The sequence below is a fragment of the Kitasatospora sp. NPDC005751 genome (genome assembly GCF_040630835.1).
Lineage (GTDB): Bacteria > Actinomycetota > Actinomycetes > Streptomycetales > Streptomycetaceae > Kitasatospora.
This window is the reverse complement of the sequence record NZ_JBEXYC010000006.1, coordinates 36383-57492: the sequence shown is the minus strand read 5'-3', so window position 1 is coordinate 57492 and position 21110 is coordinate 36383. Positions and strand designations below refer to the sequence as shown.

At 75.1% G+C, this 21110-nt stretch carries 19 protein-coding genes; 8 read left to right on the top strand and 11 right to left on the bottom strand.

Annotated elements, in window-relative coordinates; all coding sequences use genetic code 11:
• The first annotated feature begins 474 nt into the window (after positions 1-474).
• Complete coding sequence (locus tag ABZ497_RS08755; RefSeq protein WP_359804058.1) at positions 475-1977, top strand: PP2C family protein-serine/threonine phosphatase; 1503 nt, start codon at positions 475-477, stop codon at positions 1975-1977.
• Between the two features lie 182 nt (positions 1978-2159).
• Complete coding sequence (locus ABZ497_RS08750; protein ID WP_329488678.1) at positions 2160-3659, top strand: aminopeptidase P family protein; 1500 nt, start codon at positions 2160-2162, stop codon at positions 3657-3659.
• Between the two features lie 60 nt (positions 3660-3719).
• Here the strand turns inward: ABZ497_RS08750 and ABZ497_RS08745 are convergent, their stop codons facing one another.
• Positions 3720-5171 (bottom strand): hypothetical protein, encoded by a 1452-nt coding sequence (locus tag ABZ497_RS08745; RefSeq protein WP_359804057.1) that lies wholly within the window; start codon positions 5169-5171, stop codon positions 3720-3722.
• Positions 5168-5869 (bottom strand): SigE family RNA polymerase sigma factor, encoded by a 702-nt coding sequence (locus ABZ497_RS08740; RefSeq protein WP_359804056.1) that lies wholly within the window; start codon positions 5867-5869, stop codon positions 5168-5170. The genes ABZ497_RS08745 and ABZ497_RS08740 overlap by 4 nt, the downstream gene beginning before the upstream one ends.
• Positions 5870-6118: 249 nt before the next feature.
• Here ABZ497_RS08740 and ABZ497_RS08735 point away from each other — a divergent pair, with 249 nt between their 5' ends.
• Positions 6119-7156: a helix-turn-helix domain-containing protein gene (locus tag ABZ497_RS08735; protein ID WP_359804055.1), complete on the top strand. Its 1038-nt coding sequence runs from the start codon at positions 6119-6121 to the stop codon at positions 7154-7156.
• A gap of 61 nt (positions 7157-7217) precedes the next feature.
• Here the strand turns inward: ABZ497_RS08735 and ABZ497_RS08730 are convergent, their stop codons facing one another.
• Positions 7218-7994, bottom strand: a complete 777-nt coding sequence (locus tag ABZ497_RS08730) for a MerR family transcriptional regulator (protein ID WP_359804054.1) — start codon at positions 7992-7994, stop codon at positions 7218-7220.
• A 297-nt stretch (positions 7995-8291) separates the two neighbouring features.
• Between ABZ497_RS08730 and ABZ497_RS08725 the strand changes: the two genes are divergently transcribed.
• Entirely contained in the window at positions 8292-9050 is a 759-nt protein-coding gene (locus tag ABZ497_RS08725; protein ID WP_359804053.1) for an aquaporin, read from the top strand.
• Between the two features lie 65 nt (positions 9051-9115).
• Here ABZ497_RS08725 and ABZ497_RS08720 read toward each other — a convergent pair whose 3' ends face one another.
• From ABZ497_RS08720 to ABZ497_RS08690, 7 genes are all read right to left on the bottom strand, one after another.
• Entirely contained in the window at positions 9116-10270 is a 1155-nt protein-coding gene (locus ABZ497_RS08720) for a hypothetical protein (protein ID WP_359804177.1), read from the bottom strand.
• Between the two features lie 251 nt (positions 10271-10521).
• Positions 10522-11724 (bottom strand): LPXTG cell wall anchor domain-containing protein, encoded by a 1203-nt coding sequence (locus ABZ497_RS08715; RefSeq protein WP_359804052.1) that lies wholly within the window; start codon positions 11722-11724, stop codon positions 10522-10524.
• Positions 11725-12114: 390 nt separating this feature from the next.
• The gene (locus tag ABZ497_RS08710; RefSeq protein ID WP_329488685.1) at positions 12115-12693 is read right to left on the bottom strand and encodes an NAD(P)H-dependent oxidoreductase; all 579 of its coding nucleotides are present in this window, start codon (positions 12691-12693) and stop codon (positions 12115-12117) included.
• Between the two features lie 69 nt (positions 12694-12762).
• Complete coding sequence (locus tag ABZ497_RS08705) at positions 12763-13647, bottom strand: NAD(P)-dependent oxidoreductase (RefSeq protein WP_359804051.1); 885 nt, start codon at positions 13645-13647, stop codon at positions 12763-12765.
• 168 nt (positions 13648-13815) lie between these two features.
• Positions 13816-14229 (bottom strand): hypothetical protein, encoded by a 414-nt coding sequence (locus tag ABZ497_RS08700; protein ID WP_329488687.1) that lies wholly within the window; start codon positions 14227-14229, stop codon positions 13816-13818.
• A 43-nt stretch (positions 14230-14272) separates the two neighbouring features.
• The gene (locus ABZ497_RS08695; RefSeq protein WP_329492168.1) at positions 14273-14689 is read right to left on the bottom strand and encodes a PPOX class F420-dependent oxidoreductase; all 417 of its coding nucleotides are present in this window, start codon (positions 14687-14689) and stop codon (positions 14273-14275) included.
• A 204-nt stretch (positions 14690-14893) separates the two neighbouring features.
• The gene (locus ABZ497_RS08690; RefSeq protein ID WP_329488688.1) at positions 14894-15454 is read right to left on the bottom strand and encodes a heme-binding protein; all 561 of its coding nucleotides are present in this window, start codon (positions 15452-15454) and stop codon (positions 14894-14896) included.
• A 477-nt stretch (positions 15455-15931) separates the two neighbouring features.
• Here ABZ497_RS08690 and ABZ497_RS08685 point away from each other — a divergent pair, with 477 nt between their 5' ends.
• Together ABZ497_RS08685 and ABZ497_RS08680 are read left to right on the top strand one after the other, a co-directional pair.
• Positions 15932-17131, top strand: a complete 1200-nt coding sequence (locus ABZ497_RS08685) for a sensor histidine kinase (protein ID WP_359804176.1) — start codon at positions 15932-15934, stop codon at positions 17129-17131.
• Entirely contained in the window at positions 17128-17772 is a 645-nt protein-coding gene (locus ABZ497_RS08680; RefSeq protein WP_359804050.1) for a response regulator transcription factor, read from the top strand. Before ABZ497_RS08685 ends, ABZ497_RS08680 begins: the two co-directional genes overlap by 4 nt.
• A gap of 566 nt (positions 17773-18338) precedes the next feature.
• Here ABZ497_RS08680 and ABZ497_RS08675 read toward each other — a convergent pair.
• On the bottom strand, positions 18339-18911 hold the full coding sequence (locus ABZ497_RS08675; protein ID WP_359804049.1) for a hypothetical protein: 573 nt from the start codon (positions 18909-18911) through the stop codon (positions 18339-18341).
• 358 nt (positions 18912-19269) lie between these two features.
• Here ABZ497_RS08675 and ABZ497_RS08670 point away from each other — a divergent pair, with 358 nt between their 5' ends.
• Together ABZ497_RS08670 and sigJ are read left to right on the top strand one after the other, a co-directional pair.
• Positions 19270-19962, top strand: coding sequence for an NAD(P)-binding oxidoreductase (locus tag ABZ497_RS08670; protein ID WP_359804048.1), 693 nt, complete (start codon positions 19270-19272; stop codon positions 19960-19962).
• Between the two features lie 102 nt (positions 19963-20064).
• Entirely contained in the window at positions 20065-20952 is an 888-nt protein-coding gene (gene sigJ / locus ABZ497_RS08665) for an RNA polymerase sigma factor SigJ (protein WP_329488694.1), read from the top strand.
• Positions 20953-21110: the final 158 nt, after the last annotated feature.

Genomic DNA, 21110 nt, shown 5'->3' with positions numbered 1-21110 from the left:
ATGGAGCACGGTGTGGAGCACGACATGAAAGAGCCGCGATGCGAACAGCCCTTGGAACGAGAATCCCGTATGCGACCGGATGGACGCCGCCCGGGCGCGGTTGGTTCCACCGTACGAGTGAGTGACTTCCGGCCGACCCGGCCGACGGGCGGCGAAAGCATACGATCCGGACGGCCGCGAGAGCCGTCCTGACGGTTCTGCCCGTTCTCCGGCGCTCCATGCCCGCGGGCCCGGCAGGGGCGCGCACGAACGGAGCGGGCCCCGGCCGGGCCCGGCGGGACGGAGAACCGGCCACCCGCGTCGTCATGGATCTGGACATGCCCCGAATGGCCTGTGTAGAAGTGGTGGCATTGCTGTCGATCAATGACGAGTAGTAGCGAATCGAGGCGAATCACGCCCTTTGGCCGTGCTCGCTCCCATCGGCCGTACCTGGGGGATCCGCATGACACGTACCACCGCGTCAGGAGTGGCGGCATGACTGAGTCCCACCCGTCGTCGACAGCCTCCGAGCCGGGCGATCCCCGTCGCCCCCGCGGGCTCTCGGTGCTCGACCATCCGGGCTTCCCCACGCCCCCCGCCGGACCGGCCGGGCAGCCGGGCTGCGCGGCCGACGAGCCGCCGGCCCGTACCGAACCGGCCGGCGGTACCGAACCGCCCGGCGCCCCGGAGGCCCGCCCGGCACCCCCGGCCGGGCTGCAGGACCGTTTGGCCGGACGGCTGTCCGATTTCACCAGCCTCCACGAGCACTCCGAGCGGCTGGCCCGCGCCCGCGGCCTGACGGCCACCCTGGAGGCCGTGCTGGCCTCCGGCGCCGCGCTGCTCGGCGCCGACCGCGCCCTGCTGGTCACCGCGCTGCCCGGCGGCGGCTCCAGCCAGCCGGTCGGGTACGGGCTCGACCGCGCCAGCCTCGGCGCGCTGGAGACGGTGCCCACCGAGCAGAGCCCGCTCGCCCGGCTGCTGCGCGAGCACGACCGGCACGACCGGCTGCAGTCGCGCGACCTCGCCACCGACCCCGCGATCGGCGCCCGGCTGCGCGAGCTCGCCGGCCACCTCCGCCTCGGCGGCTGCCACGGGCTGCCGCTCGCCACCGCCGAGGACGGCCCGCTGGCCGCCGTCCTCTGGTTCTACGACGAGCCCGCCGAGCCCACCGAGCGCCAGTGCGAGCTCGTCCGCCGGTACTGCGACGTCGCCGCTCCGCTGCTGGCCAAGGAACTCGAAGCGGACCGGGTCCGACGCACCACCGAGGCGCTCTGCCGCGGCCTGCTCCCGGACCGCCTCCCGCAGCCCGCCGGCCTGCGGCTGGCCGCCCGGCTCGTTCCGGCCGGGCTGGACCGCTCGGCCGGCAGCGACTGGTACGACGCCATCCCGCTGCCGGACGGCACCGTCGGCCTGACCGTCGGCAGCGTCTCCGGCGACGGTCCGGGCGCCGGCCCCTGCTCCGCCCCCGGTGCGGCCGCCGCGATGGGCCGGGTCCGGGCCGCGCTGCGGGCGTACGCCGTCCTGGAGGGCGAGGACCCGGTCTCCGTCCTGGGGGACCTGGAGCTGCTGCTCAAGACCACCGAGCCGGCCCGCAGCGCCACCGCCCTCTACGCCTGGATCGAGCCGGACGAGCGCCGGATCACCCTGGCCGGGGCCGGGCACTGCCCGCCGGTGCTGGTCACCCGGCAGGGCGCCGAGTTCGTGGAGACCTCGCTCTCCGCGCCGCTCGGCATGCTCTCCTGCTGGGAGGCGCCGGGCGTCGAGCTGACCGCCGGGCGAGGCGACACCCTGGTGCTCTACACCGAGGGCCTGGCCCGCCGCTGCGGCCCGACCCTGCACGCCGGACAGGCCAACCTGCGCCGGGCCGCCGCCGACGCCCCGCGCGACGTGCGGATCGACCCGGACCGGCTCTGCGCCCACCTGCTGGCCGTCTGCGCGGCCCGGGAGGCCGGGCCCGCCACCGACGACCTGATGGTGCTGGCCGCGCGCTTCGAGTAGCCGGCGGCGCCCGTGGCCGCGGCCCCGCGGCGGGGCTTCCCGGGCCGAGGCCGCCGGAGGCCGGGCGGCCGGGCGTCCGTACCATGGACGCACGGCCGCCCACGTGTGTCGCGATCCGACGCCCCCCGGCCCTTCGCCCGGGGGACCCCCATGGGCGGCACCCGCGCAAGGAGGCGACGTACGTGACCGAGGACCGCACCCCGGCAGTGGCCGAGAACCCCGAGGCCGCCGGCGGCGAGGAGCCGCAGGAGTTCAAGGGCCGCAAGAACGGCCTGTACTCGGAGGTCTCCGACGAGCTCGCCGCCTCGATGAAGTCCGGCTGGGCCGACACCGAGCTGCACGGCCTCACCCCGGTCGCCCAGGCCCCGTACGCCGCCGAGCGCCGCGCCCGGCTCTCCGCCGCCTTCCCCGGCGAGCGCCTGGTCGTGCCGGCCGGCACCCTGCGGGTCCGGGCCAACGACACCGACTACAACTTCCGCGCCGCCAGCGAGTACGTGCACCTCACCGGTGACCAGACCGAGGACGCGGTGCTGGTCGCCGAGCCCACCGGCGCGGCCGGCCACGACTTCGGCCTCTACCTGCTGCCGCGCTCCGACCGCGAGAACGGCGAGTTCTGGCTGGACGGCTACGGCGAGCTGTGGGTCGGCCGCCGCCACAGCCTCACCGAGCAGGAGCAGCTGCTCGGCCTGCCGGTCCGCGACGTCCGCAAGGCCGCCGAGGAGCTGGCCGGGCGCGCCAAGGCCGACGCCGTGCCGACCCGGATCGTGCGCGGCTACGACGCCGGTCTGGAGTCCGCGCTCGCCGAGGTGCTGGACGCCGACAAGGACGCCGGGCTCAAGGAGTTCCTGAGCGGCCTGCGACTGGTCAAGGACGAGTGGGAGATCGGCGAGCTGCGGGCCGCCTGCACCGCCACGGTCAACGGCTTCACCGACGTGGTGCGCGAGCTCGGCCAGGCCGTCGCCACCTCCGAGCGCTGGATCGAGGGCACCTTCTGGCGCCGCGCCCGGGTCGAGGGCAACGACGTCGGCTACGGCTCCATCTGCGCCGCCGGCCCGCACGCGACCACCCTGCACTGGGTGCGCAACGACGGCGAGGTCCGCCCGGGCGAGCTGCTGCTGCTGGACGCCGGCGTGGAGACGCACAGCCTCTACACCGCCGACGTGACCCGCACGCTGCCGATCGACGGCCGGTTCAACGAGCTCCAGCGCAAGATCTACCAGGCGGTGTACGACGCCCAGGAGGCCGGCATCGCGGCGGTGAAGCCCGGCGCCCGGTTCCGGGACTTCCACGACGCCTCGCAGCGCGTGCTGGCCGAGCGCCTGCTCGCCTGGGGCCTGCTGGACGCCTCGGTGTACGACCTGGAGAAGGTGCTGGAGCTGGGCCTGCAGCGCCGCTGGACCCTGCACGGCACCGGCCACATGCTCGGCCTGGACGTCCACGACTGCGCGCACTCCCGCACCGAGGAGCACGTCGACGCGCTGCTGGTGCCCGGCATGGTGCTCACCGTCGAGCCCGGCCTGTACTTCCAGCAGGACGACCTGACCGTGCCCGAGGAGTACCGGGGCATCGGCGTCCGGATCGAGGACGACATCCTGGTCACCGCCGACGGCAACGAGAACCTCTCGGCGGGCCTGCCCCGCCGCGCCGAGGACGTCGAGGCGTGGATGGCCTCGCTGGCCTGAGCCCGACCGGCACGCCACGGGCCCGGCTCCCCGGTGGGGGCCGGGCCCGCGGCGCGCGCGCTACTTGGCGACCACCCGGACCGGGACGGTGCGGGTCCCGATGACGGTGGGCGGCCCCTGCTCGGGGGCCACCAGCGCGCTGACGGTCACCGGCATGACCCCGGCGCCGTCCTGGGCCGTCAGCTTCATCCGGTACCTGATGGTGAAGGCGTTCCCCGGTGCCAGCGGGCCGGCGTCGTCGAAGACCGGCTTGCCCGCCGCCGGCGGGGCGATGGTCAGGGCCTTCCACGATCCCGCGCCGTTCGCGCGCTCCAGCGTGCCGGTCACGGCGCCCTTGCTCCCGGCGTAGGACTCCGCGACCAGCTGGGGCACCACCTGGGCGTAGCTGGTCCGGCCGGTGTTCTTGAAGGTCACGACGAACTCCACCGGAGTGCCGTCGTTCGGGAGCTGCTGACCCGTGGTGAGACCCTCCACGGTGACGCTGATGTCGTTCTGGCCCGCCACCGAGGGTGCCTGACGGCCGCTGAGGTCGATGGTGTCGAGGATCGACACCAGACCCGGCTGGTAGTCCGGCTTGAGACCGTTCGCCGTGATGAACACCTGATCGTCCTTCAGGCCCCACATCTGGGCCGTGAAGTCCTCCCCGGGCTTGCAGGTCACCTGCCACTGCGTCTTCGAGATCGCCCGCCCGGCCACGATGTCACGGCTCTTGGCCGGCTCGCCGATCTTCGTGTAGGGCCCGGTGGGGACGTAGGGGTGTCCCCAGACCGGGCAGCTGGGCTGGTGGCTGAAGCCGGACGAGGAGTCCAGGTCGAACGCCGTCGGCCAGATCGCGTGCTCGGCCTCGTCGGCGGTGTTGTACGCGGTGATCAGCACGCCGTAGGGCTCACAGGCCTCCTGGGTCCAACCCGGCTGGGCACCCGTGGGCGCGCCCGGGCTCAGGACGCACAGACTGGTCCCCGCCGGGTCCGGCGGCACGACCCGCCAACCCGCCGGCACCTTGAACTTCACGCCCCGGAACGTGTACGGGGTCGCGGCCGTCGTGGGTGGGGCGGTGCTGCTCTGGGTGCTGCGCGGGGTGGCGGCGCCGCCCGGGACGGCCGGCTCGCCGGTGCCCGTGGGGTCGGCCGCCGGGGCGGAGGTCTCGGTGCCGGCCGCCGTCGGAGTGTCGGCGGGGGTCGGCTCCTCGGTCGGGACCGCGCTGGGGCTCGGGCTCGCGGAGGCCGTGACGGTGGCCGCCGGGCCGGGACCGCCCCGGTCGGCCACCGTGTCGCCGCGGAAGCCGAGCACGCCGAACGCCATCGCGGCGGCCAGGCCGAACAGCGGCACGGCGGCGAGGTAGACGGGCTTGAGCCGGCGCAGCCGCCGGGTCGGGGGCGCGGCCGGGCGCAGGTCGTGTGCGGTGATCTGCATCGCTCTGGCGTTCATCGCCTCGCGGAGCAGCCGTTCCATCGGGGTGTCGTCCGGCCCGTCACCGTCACCGCCGGTCCGGCGGGGAAGCTTGTCGGTCATCGAACCTTCTCCAGATGCTTTTCCAAGGCGTCCAAGGCCCGGCTGGCGGTGGACTTCACTGCGCCCCGGGAGAGCCCCAGGGTTTCCGCTATCTGTGCTTCGGACATGTCCGACCAGTAGCGCAGCACCAGCACCTCGCGTTGGCGGGAGGTCAGCTCCCGCAGGGCGACCAGGACGCGCCGGTGCTCGTCGTTGAGCACCGCGTGCTCCTCGGCCGACGGCGCGTCGGCCTCGTGCGGGGGGACGTACTCGCGGGCGGTCTTGCGGCGGCGCAGCATCGAGCGGGCGCCGTTGACCACGCTGGTGCGCAGGTACCCGAGGGCGTTGTCCAGGTCGTCCAGCTGCTCGCCGTGGCGCTGGTAGAGCTGGGTGAAGGCCTCCTGCACGACGTCCTCGGCGAGGTCCTGGTGGTCGACCAGCAGGACGGCCATCCGCACCAGGCCCAGCCGGTGCGCGTGGTAGAGGCCGGTCAGGGTGGGGCGTTCCGCCGCCTCCTGCTTGCGCCCGCCGCGCAGCAGCCGCAGCCCCGACCGGCGCCGCACCGCCTCCTGCTCGGAGCTCGACGGGGCGCCGTCCGACGAGGCGTCCCGGGGAGCCGCCGCCCCGCCCGCCTCCCGCGCGCCGAAGAGCGGTCCGACCAGCCCGGCGCGGAGGAAGCCGCCGCTCCTCCCGCCTCCCACGATTGGCCCGATGGCCATGGACATCCGCGTTCTGCTTTCCCCCAGGGACGGTTCCCGGCGTGGACCGGACCGTCATGACACATGATCAAGATCGTGATCGGCGGGAATCCTGCCATCGCCTCGACCGCCGGCAGAACCCGCCCCCCACTGGTGATGGACGTGCGAGGAGGGCGGAGGTTGCAGGTGGCTTCGCAGAAGTTTTCGACCTGGCCGGAACGGCTACACTCACCCGCATCCCGCCACCGCCGCCCAGTCCGAGGGGACCTCATGGCCGACCAGCAGACCACCGGCCCGGTGGCCGTCGCGATCGGACGGCGGCCGGAGCCGGTGCACGATGTCGCGGTGTACGCCTTCGACGGCATGACGCCGTTCGAACTCGGCGTGGTGGTCGAGGTGTTCGGGCTGGCGCGGCCCGAGCTGAGCGGCCTGCTGGCCGCCCCCTGGTACGGGCTCAAGGTCTGCGCCGACCGGCCGGACACCGCGCTGCGGTCGGTCGGCGGCTTCTCGCTGACGGCGCATCACGGCCTGGACGACCTCGCCGCCGCCGACACCGTGGTGGTCCCCGGAGTCCCGAACGCCTTCAGCGGCGAGGTCTCCCCCGGGCTGGTCGCCGCGCTGCGAACGGCGCACGAGCGCGGTGCGCGGATCGTCTCGATCTGCTCCGGCGCCTTCGCACTGGCCGCCGCCGGCCTGCTGGACGGCCGCGAGGCCACCACCCACTGGCGGTACGCCGAACTGCTCCAGCGCCGCCACCCGTCGGTCCGGGTCAATCCGGACGTGCTGTACGTGGACAGCGGCTCCGTCCTGACCAGCGCGGGCAGCGCCGCCGGGATCGACCTCTGCCTCCACCTGGTCCGCCGGGACCACGGTGCCAAGGTGGCCAACAGCGTGGCCCGCCGCTTCGTGGTGCCGCCGCACCGGGACGGCGGGCAGGCCCAGTTCATCGAGGCGGCGGTCCGGCCGGTCGACGAGGAGGACGACGGGATCGCCCGTTCCATGCAGTGGGCGCTGGACCACCTGTCCGCCCCGCTGACGATCTCCCTGCTGGCCCGGGCCGCCCAGATGTCCGACCGCTCGTACCTGCGGCACTTCACCGCCCGCAACGGCACCAGCCCGATGCGCTGGGTGATCAGCCAGCGCGTCGCGGCCAGCCTGCCGCTGCTCGAATCGCCGGACGGGTCGGTGGAGGAGATCGCCACCGCCGTCGGCTTCGAGAGTGCCGCGACCTTCCGGCACCACTTCGGCCGGGTGATGCGCACCTCCCCGACCGCCTACCGGCGCGGCTTCGGACGCGGCGTGGCCTGAAGCCGGGCGTGGCCCGGGCCAGGACACGGCCCGGGCCTGCGCGTGGCCCGGGCCGGCGGCCCTATGCCTGCTCTCCGGTGCGGAAGGCCGCGTTGGCGAGCATCGCGTCGTGCAGCCACCGGGCGAGGCCCGGGGCGAGCTCCTCGTAGGTGGCGGTGAACCGCGGGTCCGCGACGTACATGCCGGCGATACCGCGGTGGATCTCGAAGGTGCAGTCGTAGAAGTTGTCGCAGATGTGCTGCCGGTGGACCTCGGCGAGGTCCATGGCCGGACCGCCGTCGGCCGGTTCGCCGGCGGTGAAGGCCGCCACCAGACGGGCGTTGAGCGCGTCCGTCTCGGCCTTGATCCGCTCCCAGTCGCCCTTGTCGTAACCACCGGTGCGGCGCTGGGACTGCGCCCAGGCGTCGGTGTCGCCCCAGCGCTGCTCGGCCTCGGCCTCCCACTCCTCCCGGTAGGACTCGCCGAAGACCTCGAACTTCTCCTCCGGGGTCAGCTGGATCCCCATCTTCTGTGCCTCCATGGCGTGTTCGACGGCCGCGGCCAGGTCTTGGAGGTGGCTGATGCGGTCGGTCAGCAGTCGGTGCTGGCGCCGCAGGTGCTCGCTCGGGCTGACCGAGTGGTCGTCCAGGATGGCCGCGATCTCTTCCAGGGGGAACCCGAGTTCGCGGTAGAACAGGATCTGCTGCAGCCGGTCGAGGTCGGTGTCCTGGTACCGGCGGTAGCCGGCCGGGGTACGCCCCTGCGGGGCGAGCAGTCCGATCTCGTCGTAGTGGTGCAGGGTGCGGACGGTGACCTTGGCGATCTTCGCCACGGCACCGACCGAGTAGCCGCCGCTCATCCGGGCGCTCCCTTCTCGTTGGCCACGACTCTCCCGCCTCCCGTTGCGTGAGGGTCAAGCCCAGTCTTCCGGCGCGGCGGCGCGGGGGCGGCCCGCGCCGCGACGCCCGCCCCGCCCGGTCCGTCCCGTCCTGCCACGCCCGTCCGGTCACGTCGCGCCACGCCCGCCCCGCCCGTCCCGGTCCGCGCCGGGGGCCGTCGGCCCCGTGCGAGTCTCCGAGCGGACGGCCCCGGACGGGCCCCGGCTTGGACGAAGCCGCCTATTGCCGGGCCGGACGGCAGCCGCCAGCATGGCGCCATGACCACCACCGCTGCGCCCCTGGTACGACGGCTGGCCGCGGAGGCGGTCGGTACGGCCGCGCTGGCCGCCGTCGTGGTCGGCTCGGGCATCCACGCCGCCGCGCTGAGCCAGGACGGCGGGGTCCGGTTCCTGGCCAACGTCGGTGCCTCCGCGCTGGCCCTGGCCGTCCTGATCGAGCTGTTCGGCCCGCTCTCCGGCGGGCACTTCAACCCGCTGGTGACGGCCGGCGCGTGGTGGGCCGGCCGGCGCGACGGCAGCGGGCCGACGCTGCCCGAACTCGGCGGGTATGCCGCCGCGCAGCTGGCCGGCGCGGTCGCGGGGACGGGCCTGGCCAACGCGATGTTCGGGCGGCCGTTCGTCGAGCCCTCCGGACACGGCCGGGACGGCGGAGCGCTCTGGCTCGGCGAGGCGGTGGCCACCGGGACGCTGTTGCTGGTCGTCGCCGGGCTGAGCGGCAGCGGACGCGGCCGCCTGGTGCCGGCGGCGGTCGGTCTCTGGGTCGCGGCGGCCTGCTGGGCCACCTCCTCCGGCGGGTTCGCCAATCCGGCGGTGACCCTGGGGCGGGCGCTGACCGACAGCTACACCGGGATCGCGCCCGGCTCCGTCCCCGGCTTCCTGCTCGCCCAACTGGCCGGGGCGGTGGCCGCGCTGGCACTGGGCGCGGTGCTGTTCACCCGCTCCGGACCGGTCCGGAGCCGGTCCGTGCCGGACGACGCGCGGGAGCTCGTCGCGGGCCGGTCCGCCGCGACCGGCTGAACCGTCGGCCGGCGCCCGAGCACCCACCGCCGTTCAGCCCGCGGCACCACCGCGCCCAGTGCCGTTCAGCCCGCGGCCCCCGCGGGCACGCGCTCGCGGCGCCGGGCGGCCCTGCCCCCGGTGTCTCCCCCGGGGCGCGGCCGGCGGCCCCGCCGGGTGGGCCAGAGCAGCACGTAGGCGGCCGACAGCACCACGAAGGCCAGCCGGACGAAGCCGCGCGCCGAGTCGGAGGGGATCAGCAGCGTGCCGCCGTACAGCGCGGCCAGCGCGATCCAGCTCCACCACGGCACCAGCCGCTGCTGGCCGACCGCGTCCCAGAGCAGGGTGCCGAGCAGGATCGAGGCCGTGTAGTAGGTGTAGACGCTGGGGTCGAACAGGATCCGGGCGTCCGCGCCCAGCAGGACGACGGCCGGCCACCGGCCGCGCCACACCGCGATGCTGCCCAGCGCGAGGCCCAGGCCGAACTGCAGCGGCCGGTCCCACCACGGCGTGGTCGGGTCGGTCACCCCGAACCACCGCAGCGCCGAGGCCGGCTGGTTGGGGATGGTGAACTTGGCGGCCGCCACCGTGTCCAGGTCGCCCAGGTAGAACGGCAGCCAGGCGACGGCCACCAGCCCGGCGAACCACAGCGCCGTGCGCAGCCAGGCCGGCCGGGGCAGCGCCAGGATCAGCGGGGCGAAGGCCAGCGCCCAGGGCTTGGAGTCCACCGCCAGCGCCAGGTAGACGGCGACCTGGACGGCCCGGCCCCGGCTGAGCGCGTGCGCGGCGAGGGTGGTGAAGAAGAGCGCCAGCACGTCGTCCAGGTGCGCGAAGCGGACCGAGACCTCCACCCACATCGGGATGAACGCCAGCCCGGCGACCAGCAGCCGCTGCTGCAGCCGGCGGTGGTTGGTGCCGGTGCCCAGGTAGTACCAGGCGGCGGTGCGGCCGACCAGGACGAGCATCACCAGGCCGAGCCCGGACATCGCGGCCTCGGCCACCAGCTGGCCGGTGTGCGCGGGGAACGGGCTGAAGAGCCGGGCGACGGCCAGGCTGACCGGACCGATCTGCAGTTCGGGGTGGTGGGCGTAGAGCGCGAGCCCGCCGTCGGTCTGGCCGCTGAAGAGCAGCTCCTCGCCCTGACGCAGGTAGTGCCAGGAGAAGCCGCCGCTGGGCTCGACCAGCAGGAACCAGAGGACCGTCCAGGCGACCAGCAGGACGTGGTGTCTGCGCACCGGCAGACCGGCGATCCGGCCGGTGGCGGCCTCGTAGTCGGTGGTGGACCGTGCCGACCGTGCTCCCCGCACCCCTGTACCTCTCCCGCGCCGAACCCCCCTTCGGCCGGTCATCCTATGTGACCCGACGGAAGCGACCGCGCCCCTCGGGTGTCCCTGGCAGGACACCCGAGGGGCGCGGTCGTCGGCCGGGCCGGGCGGACCCGGCGGTGCCGGGGCCCGGCGGGCCGGATGCCCGGGCTCGGCCCGGGCCGGGGTCAGCCCTGCTGGGCGGCCTTGCGGCGGCGGAGCAGCACGAGGGTGCCGGCGCCGACCGCGAGGACGGCGCCACCGGCGATGGCGATGCCGGTGGTGTCGTCACCGCCACCGGTCTGGGCCAGTGCCTTGTCGGCGTTGTCGGCCGCGTTCTTGGCCTTGGCGACGGCGGCCGGGGTGAGCTTCGGCGGCGTCACGGTCGGCACGGTCACCGGGAAGTCGATCGGCTCCTGGGCGCCGGTGCCGCCGGTGGACGGGGCGGAGGTGGTCGCACCGGTCGGCTGCGCGCTCGCCGAGGACGACGGGCTGGTCGACGCCGACGGGCTGGCCGACGCCGAGGTGGTGGCGGTGGGCGTCGCGGTGGGGGTGGGCGTGGCCGTGGCGGTCGCCGTGGGCGTGGCCGTGGCGGTCGTGGTGGGCGTGGCCGTGGCGGTCGTGGTGGGCGTCGCGGTGGCGGTGGCCGAGGGCGAGTGGCTGGGCGAGTGGCTCGGCGACTGGCTCGGCGAGTGGCTGGGCGACGGGCTGCCGGTCGGCTTGCCGGTGGTCTGGCTGGCGGTCGGGCTCGGCTTGCCGCCCCCGGCCTTGATGGTGAAGCCGGCGCCGGTGATGCCGTCGCAGCTGAAGTGGCCGTTGCCGACGGGCTCGTGGGACTGGTCGTCGAGCTGCTCGGAGAAGACGACCGGCACCACGCCGGCCTTGCCGAGCGGGGCGTCCTTGGTGAACGAGGCGCGGACCTTGATGGAGACGTCCTTGCCGCGGTTCACCGCGAGCATCGCGTCGTCGGAGTCGGCCCCGCCGAGCAGGATGAGCACCGCGTCGTCCTCGGAGTCCCCGCCGCCGGGGGCGACCGAGCCGGGCAGCCAGGCGCCGCCGGGCAGCTGGTACTCGACCTTGAGGTCGCCGGCCTCCAGGCTGCCCGCGCGGTTCTTGAACTTGAGCAGCGGGTAGAACACGAAGTCGTGCCGGGTCGAGTTGTCGATCCGGAAGGTGAACTCCCGGGCGTCGCCGCCCGCGATGAAGGTGTCCGGCACCCCGCGCACGGAGAGGTCCAGGCTCTGGCGCGAGGACTTGTCGGCCTGCGGTGCCGCGGTGGCGGACGGGGAGCCGGTGGTGCCGACGGCGACGGCGCCCTGGGCACCGGCCAGCACCATCGAAGAGGCGAGGGCGGCGGCGCCGGCGAGGGCGAAGCTGCGACGTATGGACATGGGCAAGGAAGACCTCACGGATGAGTCCGGGCGTGGCCCGGGAGCGCGGAAGGACTGGGTTGTCCGAACTGTGGTCCCCCCACGAAGCTGAAAGTCCGACGGAGACTACCGAAAGATCCAGCCAGATCGTAAGGCGGGTGCCACCCTTCGTGCACCACGCTGACCGGATACTGTCCGATTGGCCCAACTCCGTCACTCGGTAAGGCTTTTGTGCCATACCGTCAGATGACCGCAGGGTGACCGGTACACGTCCGGAACACCGCGTCCGACGGCGCCGCACTGGCGGGAAACCGCCGTCGGGCGGCCATGCTCCCACGGACCGCCGCCGGGGCCGGCCGGCCGGCCGGGCCTCCCCGCCCTCGTCGGAGCGGGCCGGCCGGTGGGTGGGCGTCAGCCCGCGAAGAAGGACTTGGCGGCGACCAGCGCCCGCTCGTCGTTCAGCACGTCGCCCGGCCGGGTGCCGTTGCCGAGCAGCGCGCCGCCCCAGCGCATGCCCATGTAGTCGGCGCAGAGCCGCAGGGTGGCGATCAGCGGGTCCGCCTTGTCCGGCTCGGTGGCCAGGGCGGTGACGGCCCAGATGGTGCCGCCGGAGAGCCGGGCGCGGAAGTCCGCCCCGGGCGCCCGCAGCCAGGCGGACCAGTGGTCGAGGTAGAGCTTGGCGCTGGTCGGCAGCGAGTACCAGTACACCGGGGCGACGAAGACCAGGTCGGTCGCGGCCAGGGTGGCGTCCAACAGGGTGCGTTCGTGGCCGGCCGGCTCGGGGAAGCCGCCGTCCTCACTGTGCCGGCGGTCCTCGAAGGGGGGCAGCGGGTGCTCGCTCAGCCGCAGCCACCGCTGCTCGGCACCGGGCGGCAGACTCGCCCCCGCGGCCAGCCGGGCCAGCTGTTCGGAGTTGCCGTCCGGGCGCGAACTGGCGTTCAGGAAGAGGAACGAACGCGGCGCAGCGGCGCCGGCGGTGTGCTCGGACATCAGGACCCCCGTGCGGATGGCGACAGAAGGCCCGAGCGTACGACAGCCCTCCGACGGGCCCGGCGGCGACTACTCCGGCAGGCCCGCCCGGCGGCGGGCGACGGCCGCGACGGCCGCCCAGTCCTTCTCGCCGTCACCGTGCGCCAGGGCGTCGAGGAAGGCGTCCCGCAGCACGCTGCCGAAGGGCAGCGGCACGTGCGCCGCGGCGCCGGCGGTCAACGCGAGATCGACGTCCTTGAGACCCAGCGGCAGCTTGAAACCGGCCGGTTCGTACCGGCGCTCGGCGACCATCGCCCCGTAACCGGAGTAGACCGGCCCGGGGAAGAGCGTGGCGGTGAGCATCTCGACCAGATCGGTCGGGCGGACGCCGTTGGCCTCGGCCAGGCTGCACGCCTCGGCCATCGACTCGATCGCGCAGGCCAGCAGGAAGTTGGCGCTGATCTTGGCGGTGTTGGCCTGGCGCGGGTGCTCGCCGAAGTGCCACGTCCGCCGCCCCATCGCGGCGAGCAGCGGTTCGGCCAGGGCGAGCGCCTCCGGGGCCCCGGCGGCCAGGATGTTCAGCTCGCCGGCCGCCGCCACGGGGGGCCGGCCGAGGACCGGCGCGGCGACGTAGCCGATGCCGTGCTCGGCGTGCAGGGCCTCGGCCCGCTCCGCGAGCGCCACCGAGACCGTGGCCATGTTGACGTGCAGGGTGGCCCGGGCGCCGGCCAGCAGGGCCGGATCGAGCAGCAGCCGCTCGAACGCGGCGTCGTCGGCGAGCATGGAGACCACCGCCTCGGCGGCGAACGCACCGGTCGGCCCGTCGGCCGCCTCGGCGCCCCGGTCGACCAGCGCGGCCACCGGCCCGGGCGAGCGGTTCCAGACCCGCACCCGGTACCCGGCCCGCAGCAGGCTGGCGGCCATGCCCTGCCCCATCGCGCCGAGCCCCACGAAGCCGACCGTCGTCACTGCCATCGCCCACTCCCGTCGTCGCCGCCCGGCGGACCGCGCCACGGACCGCCGGGCCGGAGCCACCGGTACGGCGAACCGGGCACGTCGAAGCGGGCGGGCCGGTCCGACGGAGCCGTCGGACCACGATCCATGCCGCCCCGACTGTACGTCAGCCCGCCGCCCCGGCCGTGCTCAGGCGCACGCGTGCTCCGGCAGCCGGGCCCGGCCCGACTCCAGTTCGGCGACGACCCGGTGGCGCAGCAGTTCGTACTGGGCCTGGAGCCGGCCCGGGCGCTGCGGGCGGGCGACCGGCCGGCCGGGGCCGACCCGCTCGTCGGGGCCGAACTGCTCGCGGGTGAGGTCGATCTCGAAGCCGGTCGCGAACCGGTTCCACCAGTGCAGGTCCGTCCGGACACCGCCGACGTGCACCTCGCCCATCATGAGCTCGCCGCCGAGCAGGTCGTGCAGGACCATCGCGGTGACCCCGCACTGGCCGCGGGCGGGATTGTCGGGATGCCAGTGGGCCAGGTCCTCGGGCGCACAGGTGTCGACACCCCAGGAGGAGCGGATCGCACGTTCGATGTCGTTGAGGGTCCACGCCGTCATAGCGGGAAGCCTGCCACGCCCCACTGACAGCGGCACAGGCTTTTCAGTGGGCCACCCCGTGTTCTGCGGTGACCTTCTCGATCTTCACCCGTACGAGCAGCTCGCCGGGGACGCCGTTACGGGCGCCGTACTGCTCGGCGAGTTCCTCGCCCATGTACCGGGCGGCGATCCGGGTGGCCCAGTCGCGCACCTCGGGCAGATCGTCGCTCAGCCGGGCGGTGCCCTGGACGAGGGCGTAGGAGAAGGGCGGCCGGTCGTCGTCCACGCAGAGCATCACCCGGCCGTCGCGGGCCAGCGTGCGGCCCTTCACCGTGCCGGCGCCGGTGTTGAACACGATCTCGTCGCCGTCCAGCAGGAACCAGACCGGCGCGACGTGCGGGCGGCCGTCGGCCCGGGTGGTGGCGATCTTGGCGGTACGGGTGCCGGCGGCGAGGAAGGCGCGCCACTCGGTCTCGGTCATGTGAGGCATGCGCCCATCCTGGCCGCTGCGGCGCTCCGGCGCACCGGGTTCGCGGGGTGACCGGGCTCCCGGGTTCCCGGGGCGGATGCGCTGGGCGCGGGCGGGCGGCGGGCAGCGGCACGCGGGCATGCCGGTGCACCGGAGCGGTCGGGGGTCCGCTCCGGTGCACCGCGTCGCGTCGGGCGCCCGCGCGCCCGCCGGGCGCTACTTGCCGAGCGCCGCGACGCCCGCCTGGGCGAACTGCTCGTCCAGGTCGCCGCTGGGCGCGCCCGCGACGCCGATGCCCGCGATCGGCGCGCCCTTGGCCTGCACCGGGGCGCCGCCGGCCAGGAACAGCGTGCCCGGGATGTCCTTGAGGTTCGGCGCCTGCGCCAGCCGCTTGGCCAGCTCGGAGGTCGGCGCGTTCCAGGAGACCGCCGTGAACGCCTTGCGCTCGGCGGACTCCGGCGACTGCGGGCCGGCGCCGTCACCCTTGAGCAGCACCCGGGTGATGCCGTCGCGGTCCACCACCGCGACCGTGACGTGCTGGCCGGCCTTGGTGGCCGCGTCCAGGGTGGCCTGGGCGGCCTTGGTGGCGGCCTCGATGGTCAGGCCGGTGGTCTGGGTGAGGTTCTTGTTCTGGGTGTCGGCCTTCACCGCGGCGGCGGCGGCCGGAGCCTCGGTGGTGTCCGCACTGGCCGAGACGGCGCCGACGGTGGCGGCGGCCAGCGCGGCGGCGGCGACGGTACCGGTCAGCACACGGGTACGCAGGGAGGTCTTCTTCATGGTCGGGCTCCTCGTCGGATCGGTCGGTGCCACGGCCGGGATCTGGGGGCCAGGTCGGGCTCGGCGGCTTCGGTACCGATCCTCCGGCCGCCGGGCCCCCGGGCACATCGACGGTCCGGCGGCCGCTCGCGCGCAGGATGGAGGACGCTCCCGTCAACCGATCGGCTGATGCGCGGCCCGGTCGGACGGGTCACCATCGAGGGATCGGACCAGGTCAGCGCGGTGGGCCGCAGTGCCGACCGCAGAGAGCCGCCCGCAGAGGGGCGACCGCAGAGTGGAAGGAGCCGCTTCGTGCCGCAGGACCGTCCCGCCGGCGGCGAACCGGCCACCGGTGCCACCGCCCAGGCCCCCGCGGGCCCGGCGGCAGCCCCCGACCCGGCGGTCCCGCCCGGACCGGCGAACCCGCCCGACCCGGCGGACCTTTCCGGCCCGGCGGACCTTTCCGGCCCCGGGGCCGACAATCCGGACGACGGCCGGCTGGCCGTCCTGCTCGACTCCGCCTTCCTGCTGCTGCTCGCCACCTCGCTCAGCCGCTACCTCAGCCACCACCCCGGCAACCCCCGCATCCCCTGGGTGATCGGCCTCGGCCTCGCCCTGGCCGCCGCCCAGCCGGTCGGCTCCTGGCTGGCCCACCGCCGCCCGCCCGCCCCCGGGCGCCGTCGCAGGCTCTGGCCGCTGGCCCTGGTGGTCGCCCTCTGGGTCGTCCTGGTACTGGTCGCGCCGAGCTTCGCCTGGTGCGCCGTCCCGCTGGTCTACACCGCCCTGCGCACGCTGCCCGCCCGGGCGGCGATCCCGCTGGTGGCCGCGCTCACCCTGCTGGTGGTGATCGGCGAGGTCCGGCTGCCGGGCGGGGTGGACGCCAACCTGGTGCTGCTGCCGCCGGCCGTGGCAGCGCTCGCCACCGCCGTCTTCCTGTACATGGAACGGCAGGCCGAGCGGCAGCGGGCGCTGATCGCGGACCTCGTCCGCACCCGGCGCGAACTCGCCGCCACCGAGCGCCGGGAGGGCACTCTGGCCGAGCGCGAACGGCTGGCCATGGAGATCCACGACACCCTGGCGCAGGGGCTGTCCAGCCAGCAGATGCTGCTGCAGGCCGCCGACCGCACCTGGGAGGCCGATCCGGCGACCGCCCGCGCCCATGTCCGGACCGCCGCCGAGGTGGCGGCCCGCAACCTCGCCGAGGCCCGCCGCTTCGTTCACGACCTCGCGCCCGCCGAGCTCGCCGACGGGCGCACCCTCGACCAGGCGCTGCGCTCGCTCGCCGAGCGGGAGTCCGCCGAGAGCGGGCTGCCGGTCCGGTTCCACCTGGACGGCGCCCCGGTGCCACTGCCCGCCGCCGCGCAGTCCGCGCTGCTGCGGATCGCCCAGGGCGCGCTGGCCAACGTCCGGGAGCACGCCGGGGCCTCGGCCGCCGCGCTGACCCTGTCCTTCCTCGGCGACCAGGCCGTCCTGGACGTCGCCGACGACGGCCGGGGGTTCCGGCCCGCCCGGCCGGGCGGCGGCTCCGGCGCGCCGGAGCCCGGCAGCGGCGGGCGCGGGCACGGTCTGCCCGCGATGCGGGCGCGGCTGCGCCAGCTCGGTGGCACGCTGACCGTCGAGAGCACCCCCGGCGAGGGCACCGTCGTCTCCGCCGCGATCCCGCTGGAGCCCCGACGAACCCCCCTGGAGCCCCGATGAGCACCGCCCCCTCGACCCCGCCGGTGCGGCTGCTGGTCTGCGACGACCACGCCGTGGTCCGGGCCGGCCTGCTGGCGCTGCTGGCCAGCGCCGGTGACATCGAGGTGGTCGGCGAGGCGAGCACCGGCGAGGAGGCGGTCGCCCTGGCCGGTGCGCTGGCGCCGCAGGTCGTGCTGATGGACCTCCAGCTCGGCGAGGGCATCGACGGCGTCGAGGCGACCCGGCGGATCACCGCCGCACCGGGCGCGCCGCACGTCCTGGTCCTCACCACCTACGACACCGACGCCGACATCACCCGGGCGATCGGGGCGGGCGCCACCGGCTACCTGCTGAAGGCCGAGCGGCCCGAGGAGCTGTTCGCGGCGGTGCACGCGGCCGCGCGCGGCCGGACCGTACTGTCCCCGCCGGTCGCCTCCCGGGTGATGGCTCAGATGCGGTCCCCCGTACCGCAGTTGACCGAACGTGAGCAGGAGATCCTGGCCCAGCTCGGACAGGGGCTCGGCAACCGGGAGATCGCCCGGGCGCTGTTCATCAGCGAAGCCACCGTGAAGACCCATCTGAGCCGGATCTACGACAAGTTGGGCGTGGACACCAGGGCCGGCGCGGTGGCCGTGGCCAAGGAGCGCCGGCTGCTGCGCTGAGCGCCCGTCCGGTGCCGCTGCGTGCCCGTCCCGCCCCGGAGTGTCGGATTCCGCGCCCCCGGGAGCCTCGCCCCCGAGTGTCGGATTCCGCGCCCCCGGGAGCCTCGCCCCGGGCCCGCCGTTCGCCCGGACGGGTGAGGCCGGAGACCTGTGGCCACCCTCCTCCGACACCGTTTCCTCACGCACCCGGAGCACCCGCGCCGGAGTCGGCACGCCCCGGCACCCGGCCGCTGACGGCGCGCCGCCCGCCTGCGTCCCACCCTCGGGCCGCCCTCGGCCCGCCCTCGGGCCGCCCGAACACGCCCGCCGGAATGTGGATGTTTCGTGGAACTCTCTATTGACAAACCAACCACTCGGTTTGTTAGCGTGGAGATCAACGACGCCTCCGGTGGTGGGGCCTCGCCGGGGTCTGTGCGAACCATCCTCGCCGGAGGGTGGCTGCCAGGGGGGTGCGGCGGGGGACCGGAGAGTCGGGGGGTACGGCGCGCCGATGCCGTGTGCGGAGAAGGCGCGGAGCGAGTCCGGGGGGACTCGCTCCGCGCCTTCTCAACACCCACCGGCCCAGGTCAGCCCAGGGCGCTCCAGAACGGACAGCGGATCTCCGGCAGTGCCGCCGATCCGCCTACCGCGTAAGGGCCTTCGGGACCGCCGGGCGCGCCCCGCACCGGCTCCGAACGGGCCACCCCCGGCGAGGTCGCGGTCAGCCGGGCCTCGCCCAGGGCACCGAACTCCAGCGCCAGCCGGTAGCCGTCCGGCGTGACCGCGGCGACTCCGGGCAACTCGCGACAGGCGTTCACCGAGGTGATGGTCCAGCCGCGCCGCCGCCACCCCGCCTCCACCATGGCCGGTAACTCGCCCCGCCGGGCGCCCGAGATGATCGTGACGATGTCCCGGCCGCGGCCGACGTACCACTGGACGCCGCCGTCGGCCGGTCCGGAGCCCGGCGGCGGCAGCCGCGCACCCGCACGGGGTGCGGCGCACCGCCAGGACAGCGCCGGCCGGACGGCGTCCAGCGTCCGCTGCAGCAGCCACTCACAGCGTTCGCCGGCGGCCACCTGGTCCACGACCGTCCGCGCGGGCCGCGCGAACGGCCCGGCGGGCTCCGGGCACCGGGGACCGGCCGGGTTCTCGACGTTCACTTCGGTTCCACCTGACTGCACCGGGCCCTCCGCGCTTCTCCCGGTGCTCGGCCCGGGAAGGGATTGCGTCACTCCGTGGACGGCGCGCCGAACCGGCACAGTTCCCCGCCCCGCCCGACACGCCGGACCGGCCCGGTCGACCGCCCCGCCCGGCCGCGCCGAACCGACACCGGACACCTCGTGGTCTTCGAGCACTCCGAGGCCTTCACCCCCACGGTCCGCACCTTCCTCGCCGCCGCGCGACCTGGCAGTGACCTGCGTCACATTCACGGCCGCCCTCGTCACATTCCCGGCGGCCGATCCGCTCAGAGGGTGTCGCGAACGAACGCCACCCCTCACAGACAGGAGGCAGCCGCAGATGAAGCTCACCATCCTCGCCGCCACCGGCGGCATCGGACGACACCTGCTCACCCAGGCCGTCGCGGCCGGCCACGACGTCACCGTCGTGGTCCGCACCCCGGCCAGGCTGGCCGACCCGGCCGGGAGCGGCCGCGCCCCGGCCGGCGTCCGGGTCGTCCGCGCCGATCTGGCCGTCGCCGACCCGGCCGAACTGCAGTCCGCGGTCGCCGGCTCGGACGCCGTCCTCTCCGGCCTCGGCGCCCGCTCCAGCGCCGAGGCCGGTGTCGCCTGGCGCGGCACCCGGGCGGTCATCACCGCGATGCGCGAGGTGGGCGCCCGGCGCCTGATCGTGGTCAGCGCGGCCCCGATCGGCGCCGTCCCCTCCCCCGCCCGCCCGCGGCCGCCCCGGCACGACCCGGGCGACGGCTTCTTCATGCGCCACCTCGCCGCCCCGCTCACCCGGGCGGCCCTGCGCACGCACTACGCCGACCTGGCCCGGATGGAGGACGAGATCCGCGCCGGCGGGCTGGACTGGACGATCGTCCGCCCGCCCCGGCTCACCGACCGGCCGCTCACCCGGGACTACCGGACGGCGTACGGGCGCAACCTCCGCCGCGGCCTGTCGGTCGCCCGCGCCGATGTCGCCCACTGCATGCTCGGCCTGGTCGACCGGCCCGATTCGGTCCACCGGACCGTCGGCATCGCCGACTGACCGGGGCCCCACCCCTGTTCCCGACCCATCGTCAGACCCCCGGCCGAACTCCGCCGACCGCTCCGGCCGGCGGGCCTACGACGGATTGCGACGGCGCGCCCGATGAACGACAACGACTCCCTGGCCCGGCGGTTCGAGCAGCACCGCCCCCATCTGCGGTCGGTGGCCTACCGGATGCTCGGCTCCCTGAGCGAGGCCGAGGACGCCGTCCAGGAGACCTGGTTCCGGCTCAGCCGCTCCGACGCCTCCCGCGTCGACAACCTGCCCGGCTGGCTGACCACCGTCGTCGGCCGGGTCTGCCTGGACCTGCTCCGCTCCCGCACCGCCCGGCGCGAGGCCCCGCTGGACACCCATGTGCCCGACCCGGTGATCACTCGCGCGGACACCGCCGACCCCGAACAGGCCGCGCTGCTGGCCGACTCGGTGGGCCTGGCCATGCTGGTGGTGCTGGACACCCTGCCGCCGGCCGAACGGCTCGCCTTCGTCCTGCACGACATGTTCGCGGTGCCGTTCGAGGAGCTCGCCCCGATCGTCGACCGCACCCCGGCCGCCACCCGCCAGCTCGCCAGCCGGGCCCGCCGCCGGGTCCGGGGCGCGGCCGCCCCGGAGACCGACCTCACCCGCCAGCGGGTCGTCGTCGACGCCTTCCTCGCGGCCTCCCGCAGCGGTGACTTCGACGCCCTGGTCGCCCTGCTCGACCCGGACATCACCCTGCGCGCCGACGTCGGCGCCACCGGGGCCGGCGGCTTCCCCGGCATCCAGCACCTCGTCCACGGCGCGCCCGCCGTCGCCCGGCAGGCGCTGCTCTTCCGCGGCCTGGCACCCTTCGCCCGCCCGGCCCTGATCAACGGCGCGCTCGGCCTGGTCACCGCCCCCGACGGGCGGCTCTTCTCCGTCCTGGCGCTGACCGTCGTGAACGACCGCATCACCGAGATCAACCTGCTCGCCGACCCCGACCGCCTTCGCGACCTCCCCGTCCCGCCGCTCTGAGCGGGGCCGTCGGAGGAAGAGCAGGAGCAGGAGCAGCAGCTGGACAAGCAGCAGCACACTTCACCGTCGCCCGCAAGACCCGTGACAGAACGTCCGATAATCGATCCTGCCGGGAACAGGAACTGATCGGTCGTCAGTTCACGGAGAGAGCGGGCCCA